The 14,335-nt window shown below is 72.0% G+C and carries 13 protein-coding genes; all 13 read left to right on the plus strand.

Annotated elements, in window-relative coordinates; genetic code table 11:
• The first annotated feature begins 59 nt into the window (after positions 1–59).
• The 13 genes from ACIQUR_RS09015 to ACIQUR_RS09075 all read left to right on the plus strand — a co-directional run bounded on the left by ACIQUR_RS09015 (position 60) and on the right by ACIQUR_RS09075 (position 14,245).
• On the plus strand, positions 60–1,751 hold the full coding sequence (locus ACIQUR_RS09015; RefSeq protein ID WP_403660639.1) for a UDP-N-acetylmuramoyl-L-alanyl-D-glutamate--2,6-diaminopimelate ligase: 1,692 nt from the start codon (positions 60–62) through the stop codon (positions 1,749–1,751).
• A complete protein-coding gene (gene murF / locus ACIQUR_RS09020) occupies positions 1,748–3,166 on the plus strand; it encodes a UDP-N-acetylmuramoyl-tripeptide--D-alanyl-D-alanine ligase (protein ID WP_403660642.1) in 1,419 nt (472 codons plus the stop codon). Before ACIQUR_RS09015 ends, murF begins: the two co-directional genes overlap by 4 nt.
• Positions 3,163–4,233, plus strand: a complete 1,071-nt coding sequence (gene mraY, locus ACIQUR_RS09025) for a phospho-N-acetylmuramoyl-pentapeptide-transferase (protein ID WP_399939789.1) — start codon at positions 3,163–3,165, stop codon at positions 4,231–4,233. Before murF ends, mraY begins: the two co-directional genes overlap by 4 nt.
• On the plus strand, positions 4,215–5,642 hold the full coding sequence (murD, locus tag ACIQUR_RS09030) for a UDP-N-acetylmuramoyl-L-alanine--D-glutamate ligase (protein WP_403660646.1): 1,428 nt from the start codon (positions 4,215–4,217) through the stop codon (positions 5,640–5,642). The genes mraY and murD overlap by 19 nt, the downstream gene beginning before the upstream one ends.
• A 56-nt stretch (positions 5,643–5,698) precedes the next feature.
• Positions 5,699–7,066 (plus strand): putative lipid II flippase FtsW, encoded by a 1,368-nt coding sequence (gene ftsW / locus ACIQUR_RS09035; RefSeq protein ID WP_403660649.1) that lies wholly within the window; start codon positions 5,699–5,701, stop codon positions 7,064–7,066.
• Positions 7,067–7,072: 6 nt separating this feature from the next.
• A complete protein-coding gene (gene murG / locus ACIQUR_RS09040; RefSeq protein WP_403660652.1) occupies positions 7,073–8,167 on the plus strand; it encodes an undecaprenyldiphospho-muramoylpentapeptide beta-N-acetylglucosaminyltransferase in 1,095 nt (364 codons plus the stop codon).
• Positions 8,168–8,185: 18 nt separating this feature from the next.
• Positions 8,186–9,004: a cell division protein FtsQ/DivIB gene (locus ACIQUR_RS09045; RefSeq protein WP_403660655.1), complete on the plus strand. Its 819-nt coding sequence runs from the start codon at positions 8,186–8,188 to the stop codon at positions 9,002–9,004.
• Positions 9,005–9,292: 288 nt separating this feature from the next.
• Positions 9,293–10,510 (plus strand): cell division protein FtsZ, encoded by a 1,218-nt coding sequence (gene ftsZ, locus ACIQUR_RS09050; RefSeq protein WP_403660658.1) that lies wholly within the window; start codon positions 9,293–9,295, stop codon positions 10,508–10,510.
• Entirely contained in the window at positions 10,507–11,235 is a 729-nt protein-coding gene (gene pgeF, locus ACIQUR_RS09055) for a peptidoglycan editing factor PgeF (protein WP_403660661.1), read from the plus strand. The genes ftsZ and pgeF overlap by 4 nt, the downstream gene beginning before the upstream one ends.
• A 3-nt stretch (positions 11,236–11,238) precedes the next feature.
• Complete coding sequence (locus ACIQUR_RS09060; RefSeq protein WP_403660664.1) at positions 11,239–11,958, plus strand: YggS family pyridoxal phosphate-dependent enzyme; 720 nt, start codon at positions 11,239–11,241, stop codon at positions 11,956–11,958.
• 140 nt (positions 11,959–12,098) lie between these two features.
• Positions 12,099–12,707: a cell division protein SepF gene (locus tag ACIQUR_RS09065; protein ID WP_399939808.1), complete on the plus strand. Its 609-nt coding sequence runs from the start codon at positions 12,099–12,101 to the stop codon at positions 12,705–12,707.
• A gap of 82 nt (positions 12,708–12,789) precedes the next feature.
• Positions 12,790–13,086 (plus strand): YggT family protein, encoded by a 297-nt coding sequence (locus ACIQUR_RS09070; protein ID WP_399939810.1) that lies wholly within the window; start codon positions 12,790–12,792, stop codon positions 13,084–13,086.
• A gap of 49 nt (positions 13,087–13,135) precedes the next feature.
• Positions 13,136–14,245 carry a DivIVA domain-containing protein gene (locus ACIQUR_RS09075; RefSeq protein WP_403660667.1) on the plus strand — a complete coding sequence of 370 codons (1,110 nt, stop codon included), beginning with the start codon at positions 13,136–13,138 and terminating at the stop codon, positions 14,243–14,245.
• Positions 14,246–14,335: the final 90 nt, after the last annotated feature.

The raw sequence follows: 14,335 nt of genomic DNA on the forward strand, positions 1-14,335 counted from the left end.
GGCCGGCCGGCCCGGGCGGCAGCGCCCGGGCCCGAGGAGAGAAGCGCGAGGCACCACCAGTGACGACCATCACCCAGGATCCCGGGAACCAGGGCGCCGGAGGCCCCTCAATTCCCGGCGGGCCCGGTGCGCCCGGTACGCTCACCGCCGTGCCCCACGCTGATCAGCCCAGAACCACCCAGAAAGACGCCCCGGCAGCGCCGCCGGGAGCGCCCCGGCCCGCGAACGCCCGCCCGACCCCCCTGGGTGAGCTCGCCGCGCTGCTGGGCATCGGAGCCCCCGCACCGGCCGACGCGCCGATCACGGGCATCACCCACGACTCCCGCGCCGTGCGGCCGGGCGACGTCTACGCGGCCCTGCCGGGCGCCCGCCTGCACGGCGCCGACTTCGCCGCCCAGGCAGCCTCGCTGGGCGCCGTCGCCGTCCTGACCGATCCCGCCGGTGCCGACCGCGCGGCCGCGACCGGCCTGCCGGTCCTCGCCGTCGAGGACCCGCGCGGCCGGATGGGCGAACTGGCCGCCGCGATCTACGGACACCCCGGCACCGGTCTGCTGCAGATCGGCATCACCGGCACGTCCGGCAAGACCACCACGGCGTACCTCGTCGAGGGCGGCCTGCGCGGCGCCGGCCACCACACCGGCCTGATCGGCACGGTGGAGATGCGCATCGGCGACGAGCGCATCAAGTCCGAGCGCACCACCCCCGAGGCGACCGACCTCCAGGCGCTGTTCGCGGTGATGCGCGAACGCGGCGTCGAGTCGGTCGCCATGGAGGTCTCCAGCCACGCCCTCGTGCTGGGCCGGGTCGACGGCTGCGTCTTCGACGTCGCCGTCTTCAACAACCTCAGCCCCGAGCACATGGAGTTCCACTCCGGCATGGAGGACTACTTCCAGGCCAAGGCGCAGCTCTTCACCGAGCGCCGCGCCCGCCTCGGAGTGGTCAACGTCGACGACGAGTACGGCCGCCGCCTCGCCAAGGAGGCCACCATCCCCGTGGTGACCTTCTCCGCCGAGGGCGACGCCGGTGCCGACTGGCGCGCCGAGGACGTGGTCTCCGGCCCGGTCGGCAGCACCCTGACGGTCGTCGGGCCCGACGGCGTGCGCGTCCGCGCCACCGCCCCGCTGCCCGGCCCGTTCAACGTCGCCAACACCCTGGCCGCCGTGGTCACCCTGGCCGCCGCCGGGATCGACCCGCAGACCGCCGCCGACGGCGTGGCCGCCGTCCCCGGCGTGCCGGGCCGCCTGGAGAAGGTGGACGCGGGCCAGCCGTACCTCGCCGTGGTCGACTACGCGCACAAGACGGACGCCGTCGAATCGGTCCTGCGCGCGCTGCGCAAGGTCACCGAGGGCAGGCTGCACCTCGTCCTCGGCTGCGGCGGCGACCGCGACCAGACCAAGCGCGCCCCCATGGGAGCCGCCGCCGCGCGCCTGGCCGACACCGCCGTGCTGACCTCCGACAACCCGCGCTCCGAAGACCCCCTCGCCATCCTGGCCGCGATGTTCGGGGGCGCCGTCTCCGTGCCCGCCGCCGAACGCGGCGAGGTGCTCGTCGACGCGGACCGCGCCGCCGCCATCGCCGCGGCCGTCGCCCGGGCCCGGCCCGGCGACACCGTGCTCGTCGCCGGCAAGGGCCACGAGCAGGGCCAGGAGACCGCCGGAGTGGTACGCCCCTTCGACGACCGCGAGGTGCTCCGCGCCGCGATCGAGCAGTCCCAGCAACAGCAGGCCCGACAGGCCGAGGTGAAACAGTGATCGCCCTCTCCCTCGCCGAGATCGCCGACATCACCGGCGGGCGGACGCACGACATACCGGACGCCTCCCGCACGGTCACCGGCTCCGTCGTCATCGACTCCCGCCAGGTCGAACCCGGCGGGCTGTTCGCCGCGTTCGCCGGCGAGCACGTCGACGGACACGACTACGCCGAGCGGGCCGTCGCCGCGGGCGCCGTGGCCGTGCTGGCCGCCCGGCCCGTCGGCGTACCCGCGATCGTCGTGGACGACGTCGAGACGGCGCTCGGCGCCCTCGCGCGCGCCGTCGTCGGCCGCCTCGGCACCGACGTGGTGGCCCTGACGGGCTCCGCGGGCAAGACGTCCACGAAGGACCTGATCGCCCAGGTCCTCCAGCAGCACGCCCCCACCGTGTGGACCCCGGGCTCGCTCAACAACGAGATCGGGCTGCCGCTGACCGCCCTCAGGGCGACCGCCGAAACCCAGCACCTCGTCCTGGAGATGGGCGCCCGCGGCATCGGCCACATCCGCTACCTCACCGGACTGACCCCGCCCCGCATCGGCCTCGTCCTGAACGTGGGCACCGCCCACATCGGCGAGTTCGGCGGCCGCGAGCAGATCGCCCAGGCCAAGGGCGAGCTGGTCGAGGCCCTGCCGGCCGAGAGCGAGGGCGGCGTGGCCGTGCTCAACGCCGACGACCCGCTCGTACGGGCCATGGCCTCCCGGACGAAGGCGCGCACCGTCTTCTTCGGCGAGGCCGAGGACGCCGACGTACGCGCGAGCGAGGTCCGCATGACGGACCGGGGACAGCCTTCCTTCACACTGCACACACCCACCGGGTGCAGCGACGTGACCTTGCGGCTGTACGGTGAGCACCACGTGTCGAACGCGCTCGCCGCGGCCGCCGTCGCCCACGTGCTGGGCATGTCCGTCGACGAGATCGCCACCGCGCTCTCCGGCGCGGGCACGCTCTCCCGTTGGCGGATGGAGGTCACCGAGCGCGCCGACGGCGTGACGGTCGTCAACGACGCCTACAACGCGAACCCCGAGTCCATGCGGGCCGCGCTCCGCGCGCTTGCCGCGATGGGCGACGCCGCCAAGGCGGCGGGGGGCCGCACGTGGGCGGTGCTCGGTCCGATGGCCGAGCTCGGTGACGAGTCGCTCGCCGAGCACGACGCGGTCGGGCGGCTCGCCGTCCGGCTCAACGTGAGCAGGCTCGTGGCGGTCGGGGGCAGGGAAGCCTCCTGGCTGCAACTGGGCGCATATAACGAGGGTTCGTGGGGTGAGGAGTCGGTGCTCGTGTCCGACGCGCAGGCGGCGGTCGACCTGTTGCGCAGGGAACTGCGGCCGGGGGACGTCGTGCTGGTGAAGGCTTCCAGGTCGATCGGTCTGGAGCGGATCGCACAGGCACTGCTTGAGGGCGAGGGTGCCGGCCGATGAGGCAGATCCTGTTCGCCGGTGTCATCGGTATGTTCCTCACGATCATCGGCACCCCGCTGCTGATCAAGCTGCTGGCCCGCAAGGGCTACGGCCAGTTCATCCGGGACGACGGCCCGCGCGGCCACCTCGGCAAGAAGGGCACGCCCACCATGGGCGGCATCTCCTTCATCCTGGCGACGCTCGCCGCGTACGCCCTGACGAAGGTGATCACGTCCAGCCAGCCGACGTTCTCCGGCCTGCTGGTGCTCTTCCTGATGGCGGGCATGGGCCTGGTCGGCTTCCTGGACGACTACATCAAGATCGTCAAGCAGCGGTCGCTGGGCCTCCGGGCCAAGGCCAAGATGGCCGGTCAGCTGATCGTCGGCATCGCCTTCGCGGTGCTGGCGCTCCAGTTCTCCGACTCCCGCGGCCTGGCCCCGGCCTCCACCAAGCTGTCCTGGGTCTCGGACTTCGGCTGGTCGATCGGCCCGGTGCTGTTCGTGGTCTGGGCGCTGTTCATGATCCTGGCCATGTCCAACGGCGTGAACCTGACCGACGGTCTGGACGGCCTGGCCACCGGCGCCTCCGTCATGGTCTTCGGCGCCTACACCTTCATCGGCGTCTGGCAGTACCAGGAGTCCTGCGCCAACGCGGAGACCCTGACCAACCCGGCCGCCTGCTTCGAGGTGCGCGACCCGCTGGACCTCGCGATCGTCGCCTCCGCCCTCATGGGAGCCTGCTTCGGCTTCCTGTGGTGGAACACCTCCCCGGCCAAGATCTTCATGGGCGACACCGGCTCGCTCGCCCTCGGCGGCGCCCTCGCCGGCCTCGCCATCTGCTCGCGCACCGAGCTGCTGCTGGCGCTCCTGGGCGGCCTGTTCGTGCTCATCACCATGTCCGTGGTGATCCAGGTCGGCTCCTTCCGCCTCACCGGCAAGCGGGTCTTCCGGATGGCGCCGCTCCAGCACCACTTCGAGCTCAAGGGCTGGTCGGAAGTGCTGGTCGTGGTCCGCTTCTGGATCATCCAGGGCATGTGCGTGATCGTGGGCCTCGGTCTCTTCTACGCGGGATGGGCAGCCGACAAGTGACGTCCTGGCAGGGCATGAACATCACCGTCGCCGGTCTCGGCGTGAGCGGCATCAGCGCCGCCCGCGCCCTGGCCGGCTTCGGCGCGCACGTGACGGTCGTCGACGGCGGCGACAGCGAGGCCCACCGCACCCGGGCCGCCGAGGTCGAGGGCCAGGGCATCGCCGTACGCCTCGGCGACGCCGAGACCCTCCCCGAGGGCACCGAGCTGGTCGTCACCTCGCCCGGCTGGAAGCCCTCCAGCCCGCTCTTCGAGGCCGCCGCGGCGGCCGGGGTCGAGGTCATCGGGGACGTGGAGGTCGCCTGGCGGCTGCGCGGCCCCGGGGCGGCGCCCTGGCTGGCCGTCACCGGCACCAACGGCAAGACCACGACCACCCAGATGCTGGCCTCCATCCTGAAGGCCGCCGGCCTGCGCACCGCCGCGGTCGGCAACATCGGCACCCCGATCGTCGACGTGGTCCTCGGCGAGCAGGAGTACGACGTCCTCGCCGTCGAACTCTCCAGCTACCAGCTGCACTGGGCGCCCAGCGTGCGCGCCCACTCCGCGGCCGTCCTCAACCTCGCCCCGGACCACCTCGACTGGCACGGCTCCATGGAGGCGTACGCCGCCGACAAGGGCCGGATCTACGAGGGCAACACGGTGGCCTGCGTCTACAACGTGGCCGACAAGGCCACCGAGGACCTGGTCGTCGAGGCGGACGTGGAGGAGGGCTGCCGGGCGATCGGCTTCACCCTCGGCGCCCCGGCCCCCTCGATGCTCGGCGTCGTCGACGGCATCCTCGTGGACCGCGCCTTCGTCGAGAACCGGCAGAAGAACGCGCAGGAGCTGGCCGAGGTCTCGGACGTCAACCCGCCCGCCCCGCACAACATCGCCAACGCCCTCGCGGCGGCCGCCCTGGCCCGCGCCTTCGGCGTCGAGCCGCGCGCCGTGCGCGACGGACTGCGGAACTTCCGCCCCGACGCGCACCGGATCGCGCACGTGGCGGAGGTCGCCGGGGTCACGTACATCGACGACTCCAAGGCCACCAACACCCACGCCGCCGAGGCCTCCCTGGCCGCCTACGAGTCCATCGTGTGGATCGCGGGCGGGCTCGCCAAGGGCGCGACCTTCGACGAGCTGGTGGCCACCTCCGCCAAGCGGCTCCGCGGCGCGGTGCTGATCGGCGCCGACCGGGAGCTGATCCGCGAAGCGCTCGCGCGACACGCGCCCGAGGTCCCGGTCGTCGACCTCGACCGGACCGACACTGGGGCGATGCTTGCGGCGGTCCGGGAAGCGGCCCGGCTCGCGCAGCCCGGCGACACGGTCCTGCTGGCCCCCGCCTGCGCCTCCATGGACATGTTCGTGAACTACGGCAAGCGCGGCGACGCCTTCGCCGACGCCGTGCGCGAACTGGCCGCGGAGAGCGCGTAGGTCCGGGGGCGGGTCCCTCCGGCCGGCTGCTCGTCCAGAGTGGAGGGGAACAGAAAATGCAGCGCGTGGCGGTGGGCGCGGGCAGGCGCCCTTCGGTGCCCAGGGCTCCCAGGACGCTGGGCCGCAAGAGGTCCGGACGGCCGCAGAAGCCGTCCGGGCGCGGCCCGTTCGAGCGGGTGCGGCGGACCTACCGGCAACTGCGCCGCACCTGGGACCGGCCGCTCACGGCGTATTACCTGATCTTCGGCAGCGCGCTGCTGATCACCGTCCTCGGACTGGTGATGGTCTACTCGGCCTCGATGATCACGGCCCTCCAGAAGGGCCTGTCCGCCTCGTACTTCTTCCAGAAGCAGCTCTTCGCCGCCCTGCTCGGCGCCGGGCTGCTGCTGGTCGCCTCCCGGATGCCGGTGAAGCTGCACCGGGCGCTGTCCTACCCGGTGCTGGCCGGAACCGTGTTCCTCATGGTGCTCGTCCAGGTCCCCGGGATAGGGGTCTCGGTCGGCGGCAACCAGAACTGGATCTCCCTCGGCGGCCCGTTCATGCTCCAGCCCAGCGAGTTCGGCAAGCTGGCGCTGATCCTGTGGGGCGCCGACCTGCTCGCCCGCAAGGGCGACCGGGGCCTGCTGACCCAGTGGAAGCACCTGCTGGTGCCGCTGATCCCGGTGGCCTTCCTGCTGCTGGGACTCATCATGCTCGGCGGCGACATGGGCACCGCGATGATCCTCACCGCGATCCTCTTCGGCCTGCTCTGGCTGGCCGGCGCCCCCACCCGGCTGTTCGTCGGCGTGCTCGCGCTCGCCGGCCTGATCGTCGCGGTCCTCATCAAGACCAGTCCGCACCGCATGGACCGGCTCGCCTGCCTCGGCGCCACCGATCCCGGCAAGGGGGACCTGTGCTGGCAGGCCGTGCACGGGATCTATGCTCTGGCCTCGGGCGGATGGTTCGGTTCCGGCCTCGGCGCCAGTGTGGAAAAATGGGGACAACTGCCCGAAGCCCACACCGACTTCATCTTCGCCGTCACCGGGGAGGAACTGGGGCTGGCGGGGACGCTGTCGGTGCTGGCCCTGTTCGCGGCTCTAGGCTATGCGGGTATCCGCGTGGCCGGACGCACGGAGGACTCCTTCGTCAGGTATGCCGCGGGAGGCGTGACCACCTGGATCACGGCGCAGGCCGTGATCAACATCGGTGCGGTGCTCGGTCTGCTGCCGATCGCCGGGGTCCCGCTCCCGCTGTTCTCCTACGGGGGGTCGGCCCTGCTGCCGACCATGTTCGCCATCGGACTGCTCATCGCGTTCGCGCGTGAGGAGCCGGCGGCACGCGCGGCGCTCGCCATGCGCCAGCCGAGGTTCGGCTGGAAGCGGGCCGGGCTGAGATGGAAGTCGATGAGACGGCGCGTCAAGAAGCGTCCGTCCGGAGAGCGGTGAATTTCGGTGCATGTCGTACTCGCCGGTGGGGGGACCGCCGGCCACATCGAGCCGGCGCTCGCCCTCGCGGACGCCCTGCGCAGGCAGGACCCGAGCGTGGGCATCACTGCCCTCGGCACGGAGCGCGGACTCGAGACCCGTCTGGTGCCCGAGCGCGGTTACGAGCTGGGGCTCATCCCCGCCGTGCCGCTGCCCCGCAAGCCCACACCCGAGCTGATCACCGTTCCGGGACGGCTGCGCGGCACCATCAAGGCCGCCGAGCAGATCCTGGAGCGGACCAAGGCCGACTGCGTCGTCGGCTTCGGCGGGTACGTGGCCCTGCCGGGCTACCTGGCCGCCAAGCGGCTCGGCGTGCCGATCGTGGTCCACGAGGCCAACGCCCGGCCCGGCCTGGCCAACAAGATCGGCTCCCGGTACGCGGACGCCGTCGCGGTCTCCACGCCCGACAGCAAGCTCCGCAACGCCCGCTACATCGGCATCCCGCTGCGCCGCTCCATCGCCACCCTGGACCGCGCCGCGGCCCGCCCCGAGGCCCGCGCCGCCTTCGGCCTGGACCCGAACCTGCCGACCCTGCTGGTCTCCGGCGGCTCGCAGGGCGCCCGGCGCCTCAACGAGGTCGTCCAGGGCATCGCGCCGACCCTCCAGCGCTCCGGCATCCAGATCCTCCACGCGGTCGGCCCGAAGAACGAACTGCCGCGCGTGGACAACATGCCCGGGATGCCCCCCTATGTGCCGGTACCGTACGTGGACCGGATGGACCTCGCGTACGCCGCCGCGGACATGATGCTGTGCCGCGCGGGCGCGATGACCGTCGCCGAACTCTCCGCCGTCGGGCTCCCCGCCGCGTACGTCCCGCTGCCGATCGGCAACGGTGAGCAGCGGCTCAACGCCCAGCCGGTGGTCAAGGCCGGCGGCGGCCTGCTCGTCGACGACGCGGAGCTGACCCCGGAGTGGATCCAGAGCCAGGTCCTGCCCGTGCTCGCCGATCCGCACCGGCTGTACGAGATGTCCCGCGCCGCCGCCGAGTTCGGCCGCCGGGACGCCGACGAGTTGCTGGTCGGCATGGTGTACGAGGCGATCGCAGCCCACAGGAACCGCTGACGCAGGAGGCGAGCAGGAGTGGCCGGACCGACGACCGCGGAACGCGGCGGACCGAAGGCGTCGAAGCCCGCCCGGGCGGCGAAGTCCTCGAAACCGTCCGCGTCCGGCCCCTCCGGCTCCCCCCGCGGCCCCTGGTTCCGCCGGGGGCCCGTACTGCTCGGGCTGGCCGCCGCCGTGCTCCTCGCCGGCGGCGGCACCTGGGCCCTCTACGGCTCCTCCTGGCTGCGGGTCGAGAAGGTCGGCATCACCGGCACCGAGGTGCTCACCCCCGAGCAGGTCCGCGCGGCGGCCGCCGTGCCGCTCGGTGCCCCGATGGCCGCGGTGGACACCGACGAGATCGAGGCCCGGCTGCGCGGCCGGCTCCCGCGGATCGATTCGGTCGACGTGGTGCGCGCCTGGCCGCACGGAATCGGTCTCAAAGTGACCGAGCGCAAACCCGTCCTGCTCATTGAAAAGGGCGCCAAGTTCGTGGAAGTGGACGCTTCGGGCGTCCGCTTCGCCACGGTGCCGAAAGCCCCCAAGGGCGTGCCCGTACTGGAATTGACGGCGAAACGGTCACCGAGCCTGCGCCGCTTCGACGAGGAGCGGCTGCTGCACGAGGCGGTGGGCGTCGCCGTCGACCTCCCGGCGGCCGTGGCCGCGGACACCCGGGTGGTCCGCGTGCGCTCGTACGACTCCGTCGTACTGGAGTTGACCGGCGGCCGGACCGTCAGGTGGGGGAGCCCCGAGCAGGGGGCCGCGAAGGGGCGTGCGCTCACCGCCCTGATGAAAGCCGCGCGCTCCGCACGGCACTTCGACGTGAGCGCCCCCACGGCCCCGGCGGTCTCCGGGAGTTGACGCGGGGTCGAACAGGGAAGCACCCTGGTTGGCCAGGGATATGGGTGATCACATAGGGTGAAAAGAAAAACGGGAGGTTCGGCGTGTTCGTTGAACGCGCGCCACTTGTCGACTTAGTGTCCTGTCCGGAAGAGTCCAAGGAACAGACACACTGTTAACCCTAAACTTCAGGGTTAGGGTTCGGGTCGGCGAGTCAGGCTGGTCGGGCCGTCCCATTTTTCGGCATCAGTCGTCGCACCGCAGGCCCGCGAGGCGGCGACACGTAACTCGAGGCGAGAGGCCTTCGACGTGGCAGCACCGCAGAACTACCTCGCAGTCATCAAGGTCATCGGTGTCGGCGGCGGTGGTGTCAATGCCATCAACCGAATGATCGAGGTCGGCCTCAAGGGCGTCGAGTTCATCGCCATCAACACCGACGCCCAGGCGCTGTTGATGAGCGACGCCGACGTCAAGCTCGACGTCGGCCGCGAACTCACCCGCGGCCTCGGCGCCGGCGCCAACCCGGCAGTCGGCCGCAAGGCGGCAGAGGACCACCGCGAGGAGATCGAGGAGGTCCTCAAGGGGGCCGACATGGTCTTCGTCACCGCCGGAGAGGGCGGTGGCACCGGCACCGGCGGCGCCCCGGTCGTCGCCAACATCGCGCGCTCGCTGGGCGCCCTCACGATCGGCGTGGTCACCCGCCCGTTCACCTTCGAGGGCCGCCGCCGCGCGAACCAGGCGGAGGACGGCATCGCCGAGCTCCGCGAAGAGGTCGACACCCTCATCGTCATCCCGAACGACCGGCTGCTGTCCATCTCGGACCGCCAGGTCAGCGTGCTCGACGCGTTCAAGTCCGCGGACCAGGTGCTGCTCTCCGGCGTCCAGGGCATCACCGACCTGATCACCACCCCGGGTCTGATCAACCTCGACTTCGCCGACGTGAAGTCCGTGATGTCCGAGGCCGGCTCGGCCCTCATGGGCATCGGCTCCGCCCGCGGCGACGACCGCGCCGTGGCCGCGGCCGAGATGGCGATCTCCTCGCCGCTGCTGGAGGCGTCCATCGACGGCGCCCGCGGCGTCCTGCTCTCCATCTCCGGCGGCTCCGACCTCGGTCTCTTCGAGATCAACGAGGCGGCCCAGCTGGTCAGCGAGGCGGCCCACCCGGAGGCGAACATCATCTTCGGCGCCGTCATCGACGACGCCCTGGGCGACGAGGTACGGGTCACCGTGATCGCGGCCGGCTTCGACGGCGGCCAGCCCCCGGCCCGCAGGGACAACGTGATCGGCGCCGCGTCCACCAAGCGCGAGGAGCCCCCGGCCCCGGTCCGCCCGGCCGAGCCGGTCCGCCCCGCCTTCGGCGGCCTGGGTTCGGTCACCCCGCGTGAGGAGCCCCCGGCCCCGGTCGAGGCGGCTCCGGTCGCCGAGGTCCCGGTCGTCCCGACCGTCACCGCGCCCCAGGTGCCGACGGCCCGCCCCTACCAGGACAGCCCCGCCGAAGAGCTGGATGTCCCGGACTTCTTGAAGTGATAAGCGAGCGGCACCACGCGAGCGGCGCGCACTTCGCCTTCACCGACCGGTGGGGCGGGGTGAGCGCCGTTCCGTACGAGGAGCTCAACCTCGGCGGCGCGGTGGGCGACGACCCGGCGGCCGTCGGCACCAACCGGGCGCTCGCCGCCGGGGCCCTGGACATCGCGCCGGACCGGGTGGTCTGGATGAACCAGGTGCACGGCCGCGACGTGGCGGTGGTCGACGCCCCCTGGGGCGACACCCCGCCGCCGGCCGTCGACGCGGTGGTCACCGCCCGGCGCGGGCTCGCCCTCGCCGTACTGACCGCCGACTGCACCCCGGTCCTGCTGGCCGACCCCGTCGCCGGGGTCGCGGCCGCGGCCCACGCGGGCAGACCCGGCCTGGTGGCCGGGGTGGTGCCCGCCGCGGTCGAGGCGATGGTGCGGCTCGGCGCCGAACCCTCCAGGATCACGGCCCGCACGGGCCCGGCGGTCTGCGGACGCTGCTACGAGGTGCCCGCGGCGATGCGCGAGGACGTCGCCGCCGTGGTGCCCGAGGCCCACGCCACCACCAGCTGGGGCACCCCGGCCGTCGACGTGGTGGCCGGGGTGCACGCGCAGCTCGCGGCACTCGGGGTGACCGACCTGGAGCGCTCCGAGGTCTGCACGCTCGAATCCCTCGACCACTTCTCGTACCGCCGTGACCGGATCACCGGACGGCTCGCCGGATATGTCTGGTTGGACTGATCGATGACGGACCGTAAGGCGGAGCTGGCCGCCAACCTCGCGCGGGTGGAGGAACGCATCTCCACCGCCTGCGCCGGCGCGGGGCGCAAGAGGGAGGAGGTGACCCTCATCGTGGTCACCAAGACCTACCCCGCGAGCGACGTACGGCTGCTGGCGGAGCTCGGCGTCCGCCACGTGGCGGAGAACCGCGACCAGGACGCCGCCCCGAAGGCCGCGGCCTGCGCGGATCTGCCCCTCACGTGGCACTTCGTGGGCCAGTTGCAGACGAACAAAGTCCGTTCGGTGGCCGGTTACGCGCACGTGGTGCAGTCGGTCGACCGCCCCCGGCTCGTCACCACCCTCTCGGCGGCGGCGGAGAAGGCCGGCCGCGAACTCGGCTGTCTGGTGCAGGTCGCGCTCGACGCCGAGGAGGGCGGCCGCGGCGAACGCGGGGGAGTGGCCCCCGACGGCGTCGCCGAGCTGGCGGAACTGGTCGCGGCGGCCCCCGGACTCCGGATCGGCGGACTGATGACCGTCGCTCCGCTGACCGGTCCGTACGCGGGACGCGAACGCGCGGCGTTCGAGCGGCTGATGGAATTGTCATCCCGCCTGCGCGCCGACCATCCGGCTGCCACGATGGTCTCGGCCGGTATGAGCGGGGACCTGGAAGAGGCCGTGGCGGCGGGAGCGACACACGTACGCGTCGGCACCGCGGTACTCGGAAGCCGACCCAGGCTCGGGTAACGTCGCGAAGCAAGTCGGACCACAGCAGAAAATATGGTCATTCCCGCCGATGGGCGGACAGGCCACGTGGATCGCGGGCGGTTGGAGCCCAGCGCCATCGGTGACGAGGGCGATCCACCACAGAGCGGAGGACTCAGAGAATGGCCGGCGCGATGCGCAAGATGGCGGTCTACCTCGGCCTCGTGGAGGACGATGGGTACGACGGCCCGGGGTTCGACCCCGACGACGAGTTCGAACCCGAGCCCGAGCCCGAGCGGGACCGTCGGCGGCACGAGCCTCCGCACCAGGCCCCGGTTCGGGACGAACCGGTACGAGCCGTACAGCCCCCGGCGCAGCGTGAGCCCGCTCCGCTGCCCGTCGAAAGCGGACGTCCGGCGCGAATCGCCCCCGTGGCATCCATCACACCTGAACGCCCGAGCCAGGAGAAGAACGCACCGGTGATCATGCCCAAGGTCGTGTCCGAGCGGGAGCCGTACCGCATCACGACGCTCCACCCCCGGACCTACAACGAGGCCCGTACCATCGGGGAACACTTCCGCGAGGGCACCCCGGTGATCATGAACCTCACGGAGATGGACGACACGGACGCGAAGCGTCTCGTGGACTTCGCGGCCGGTCTGGTGTTCGGTCTGCACGGCAGCATTGAACGCGTGACACAGAAGGTGTTTCTGCTCTCGCCTGCTAACGTCGATGTCACGGCGGAGGACAAGGCCCGCATCGCAGAGGGCGGGTTCTTCAACCAAAGCTAGACCGATTGAGTAACACGACACCGGGATACGGGGCCCGGCCGATCGGCCGGACAGTGGGAGCAAGGGGAGAGGGAAGTACGGGATGGGCGTGGCGCTGCAGGTGATCTACATCGCGCTGATGTGCTTCCTCATCGTGCTGATCTTCCGGTTGGTCATGGACTACGTCTTCCAGTTCGCCCGCTCCTGGGAACCTGGCAAGGCGATGGTGGTGGTCCTGGAGGCCACCTACACTGTCACCGATCCACCGCTCAAGCTTCTGCGGCGGTTCATTCCGCCGCTGCGTCTCGGGGGCGTGGCACTCGACCTGTCCTTCTTCGTGCTGATGATCATCGTTTACATCCTGATCAGCATCGTGAGCAACGTTGCGAGAAGCGTGTGAACGATCCGGTCTTGCCGACTGCCGACGACTACGTAGAGGTGAAGAAGAGATGCCGCTGACCCCCGAGGACGTGCGGAACAAGCAGTTCACGACCGTCCGCCTCCGAGAAGGCTATGACGAGGACGAGGTCGATGCCTTCCTCGACGAGGTCGAGGCCGAACTGACGCGCCTGCTGCGCGAGAACGAGGACCTGCGCGCGAAGCTGGCCGCCGCCACGCGTGCCGCCGCGCAGAACCAGCAGCAGCAGAACATGCGCAAGCCGGAGCCCCAGGACCAGCGTGGCCCCGGTGCGCCCGTGCCCGCCGCCATATCCGGCCCGCCGGTCCAGCAGGGCCCCCCGCAGATGGGTCCGCCCCAGCTGCCGGGCGGCGCTCCGCAGCTCCCGCCGGGTCCCGGCGCGATGCAGCAGGGCCCCGGTCCGATGCAGCAGGGTCCCGGCCCGATGCAGCAGGGCCCCATGGGCGGCCCGATGCAGCCCCCGCACACCATGGGTGGCCAGAACCCGATGGGCCAGCCGATGGGCCAGCCGATGGGCCACCAGCCGCCGCAGCTGCCGCAGCCCGGCCAGGGCCCCGGTGGCGACAGCGCCGCCCGCGTCCTCTCCCTGGCGCAGCAGACCGCCGACCAGGCGATCGCGGAGGCCCGCTCCGAGGCCAACAAGATCGTCGGCGAGGCCCGTTCGCGCGCCGAGGGCCTGGAGCGGGACGCCCGTGCCAAGGCCGACGCCCTGGAGCGGGACGCGCAGGAGAAGCACCGCGTCGCGATGGGCTCCCTGGAGTCCGCCCGCGCCACGCTGGAGCGCAAGGTCGAGGACCTGCGGGGCTTCGAGCGTGAGTACCGCACGCGTCTGAAGTCCTACCTGGAGTCGCAGCTGCGCCAGCTGGAGACCCAGGCCGACGACTCGCTCGCCCCGCCGCGCACCCCGGCCACCGCCTCGCTGCCGCCGTCGCCGGCGCCGTCGATGGCCCCGGCCGGCGCGATGGGCCACACCATGGGTGGCGCTCCGTCGCCGATGGGTGCCCCGTCCTACGGCGGTCAGCAGCAGATGTCTCCGGCCATGACGCAGCCGATGGCGCCGGTGCGGCCGGCCGCGCCGCAGCCGATGCAGCAGGCTCCGTCCCCGATGCGGGGCTTCCTGATCGACGAGGACGACAACTGAGGACGGCACTGACGTAGCCCTCGGCAGCGTCGGCAGTCTGCACGGGCCGGGCCCGGACCCCTTCGGGGAGTCCGGGCCCGGCCCGTTTCC

The organism is Streptomyces sp. NPDC101132 (assembly GCF_044759225.1).
GTDB lineage: Bacteria > Actinomycetota > Actinomycetes > Streptomycetales > Streptomycetaceae > Streptomyces.

Bases quoted from the DNA above. Each gene is read 5' to 3' on its own strand.
- ACIQUR_RS09075 (WP_403660667.1), top strand. From the start codon at position 13,136: ATGCCGCTGACCCCCGAGGACGTGCGGAACAAGCAGTTCACGACCGTC.
- ACIQUR_RS09065 (WP_399939808.1), top strand. From the start codon at position 12,099: ATGGCCGGCGCGATGCGCAAGATGGCGGTCTACCTCGGCCTCGTGGAG.
- murD (WP_403660646.1), top strand. From the start codon at position 4,215: ATGGGCAGCCGACAAGTGACGTCCTGGCAGGGCATGAACATCACCGTC.
- ACIQUR_RS09060 (WP_403660664.1), top strand. From the start codon at position 11,239: ATGACGGACCGTAAGGCGGAGCTGGCCGCCAACCTCGCGCGGGTGGAG.
- ftsW (WP_403660649.1), top strand. From the start codon at position 5,699: ATGCAGCGCGTGGCGGTGGGCGCGGGCAGGCGCCCTTCGGTGCCCAGG.
- mraY (WP_399939789.1), top strand. From the start codon at position 3,163: ATGAGGCAGATCCTGTTCGCCGGTGTCATCGGTATGTTCCTCACGATC.
- ACIQUR_RS09070 (WP_399939810.1), top strand. From the start codon at position 12,790: ATGGGCGTGGCGCTGCAGGTGATCTACATCGCGCTGATGTGCTTCCTC.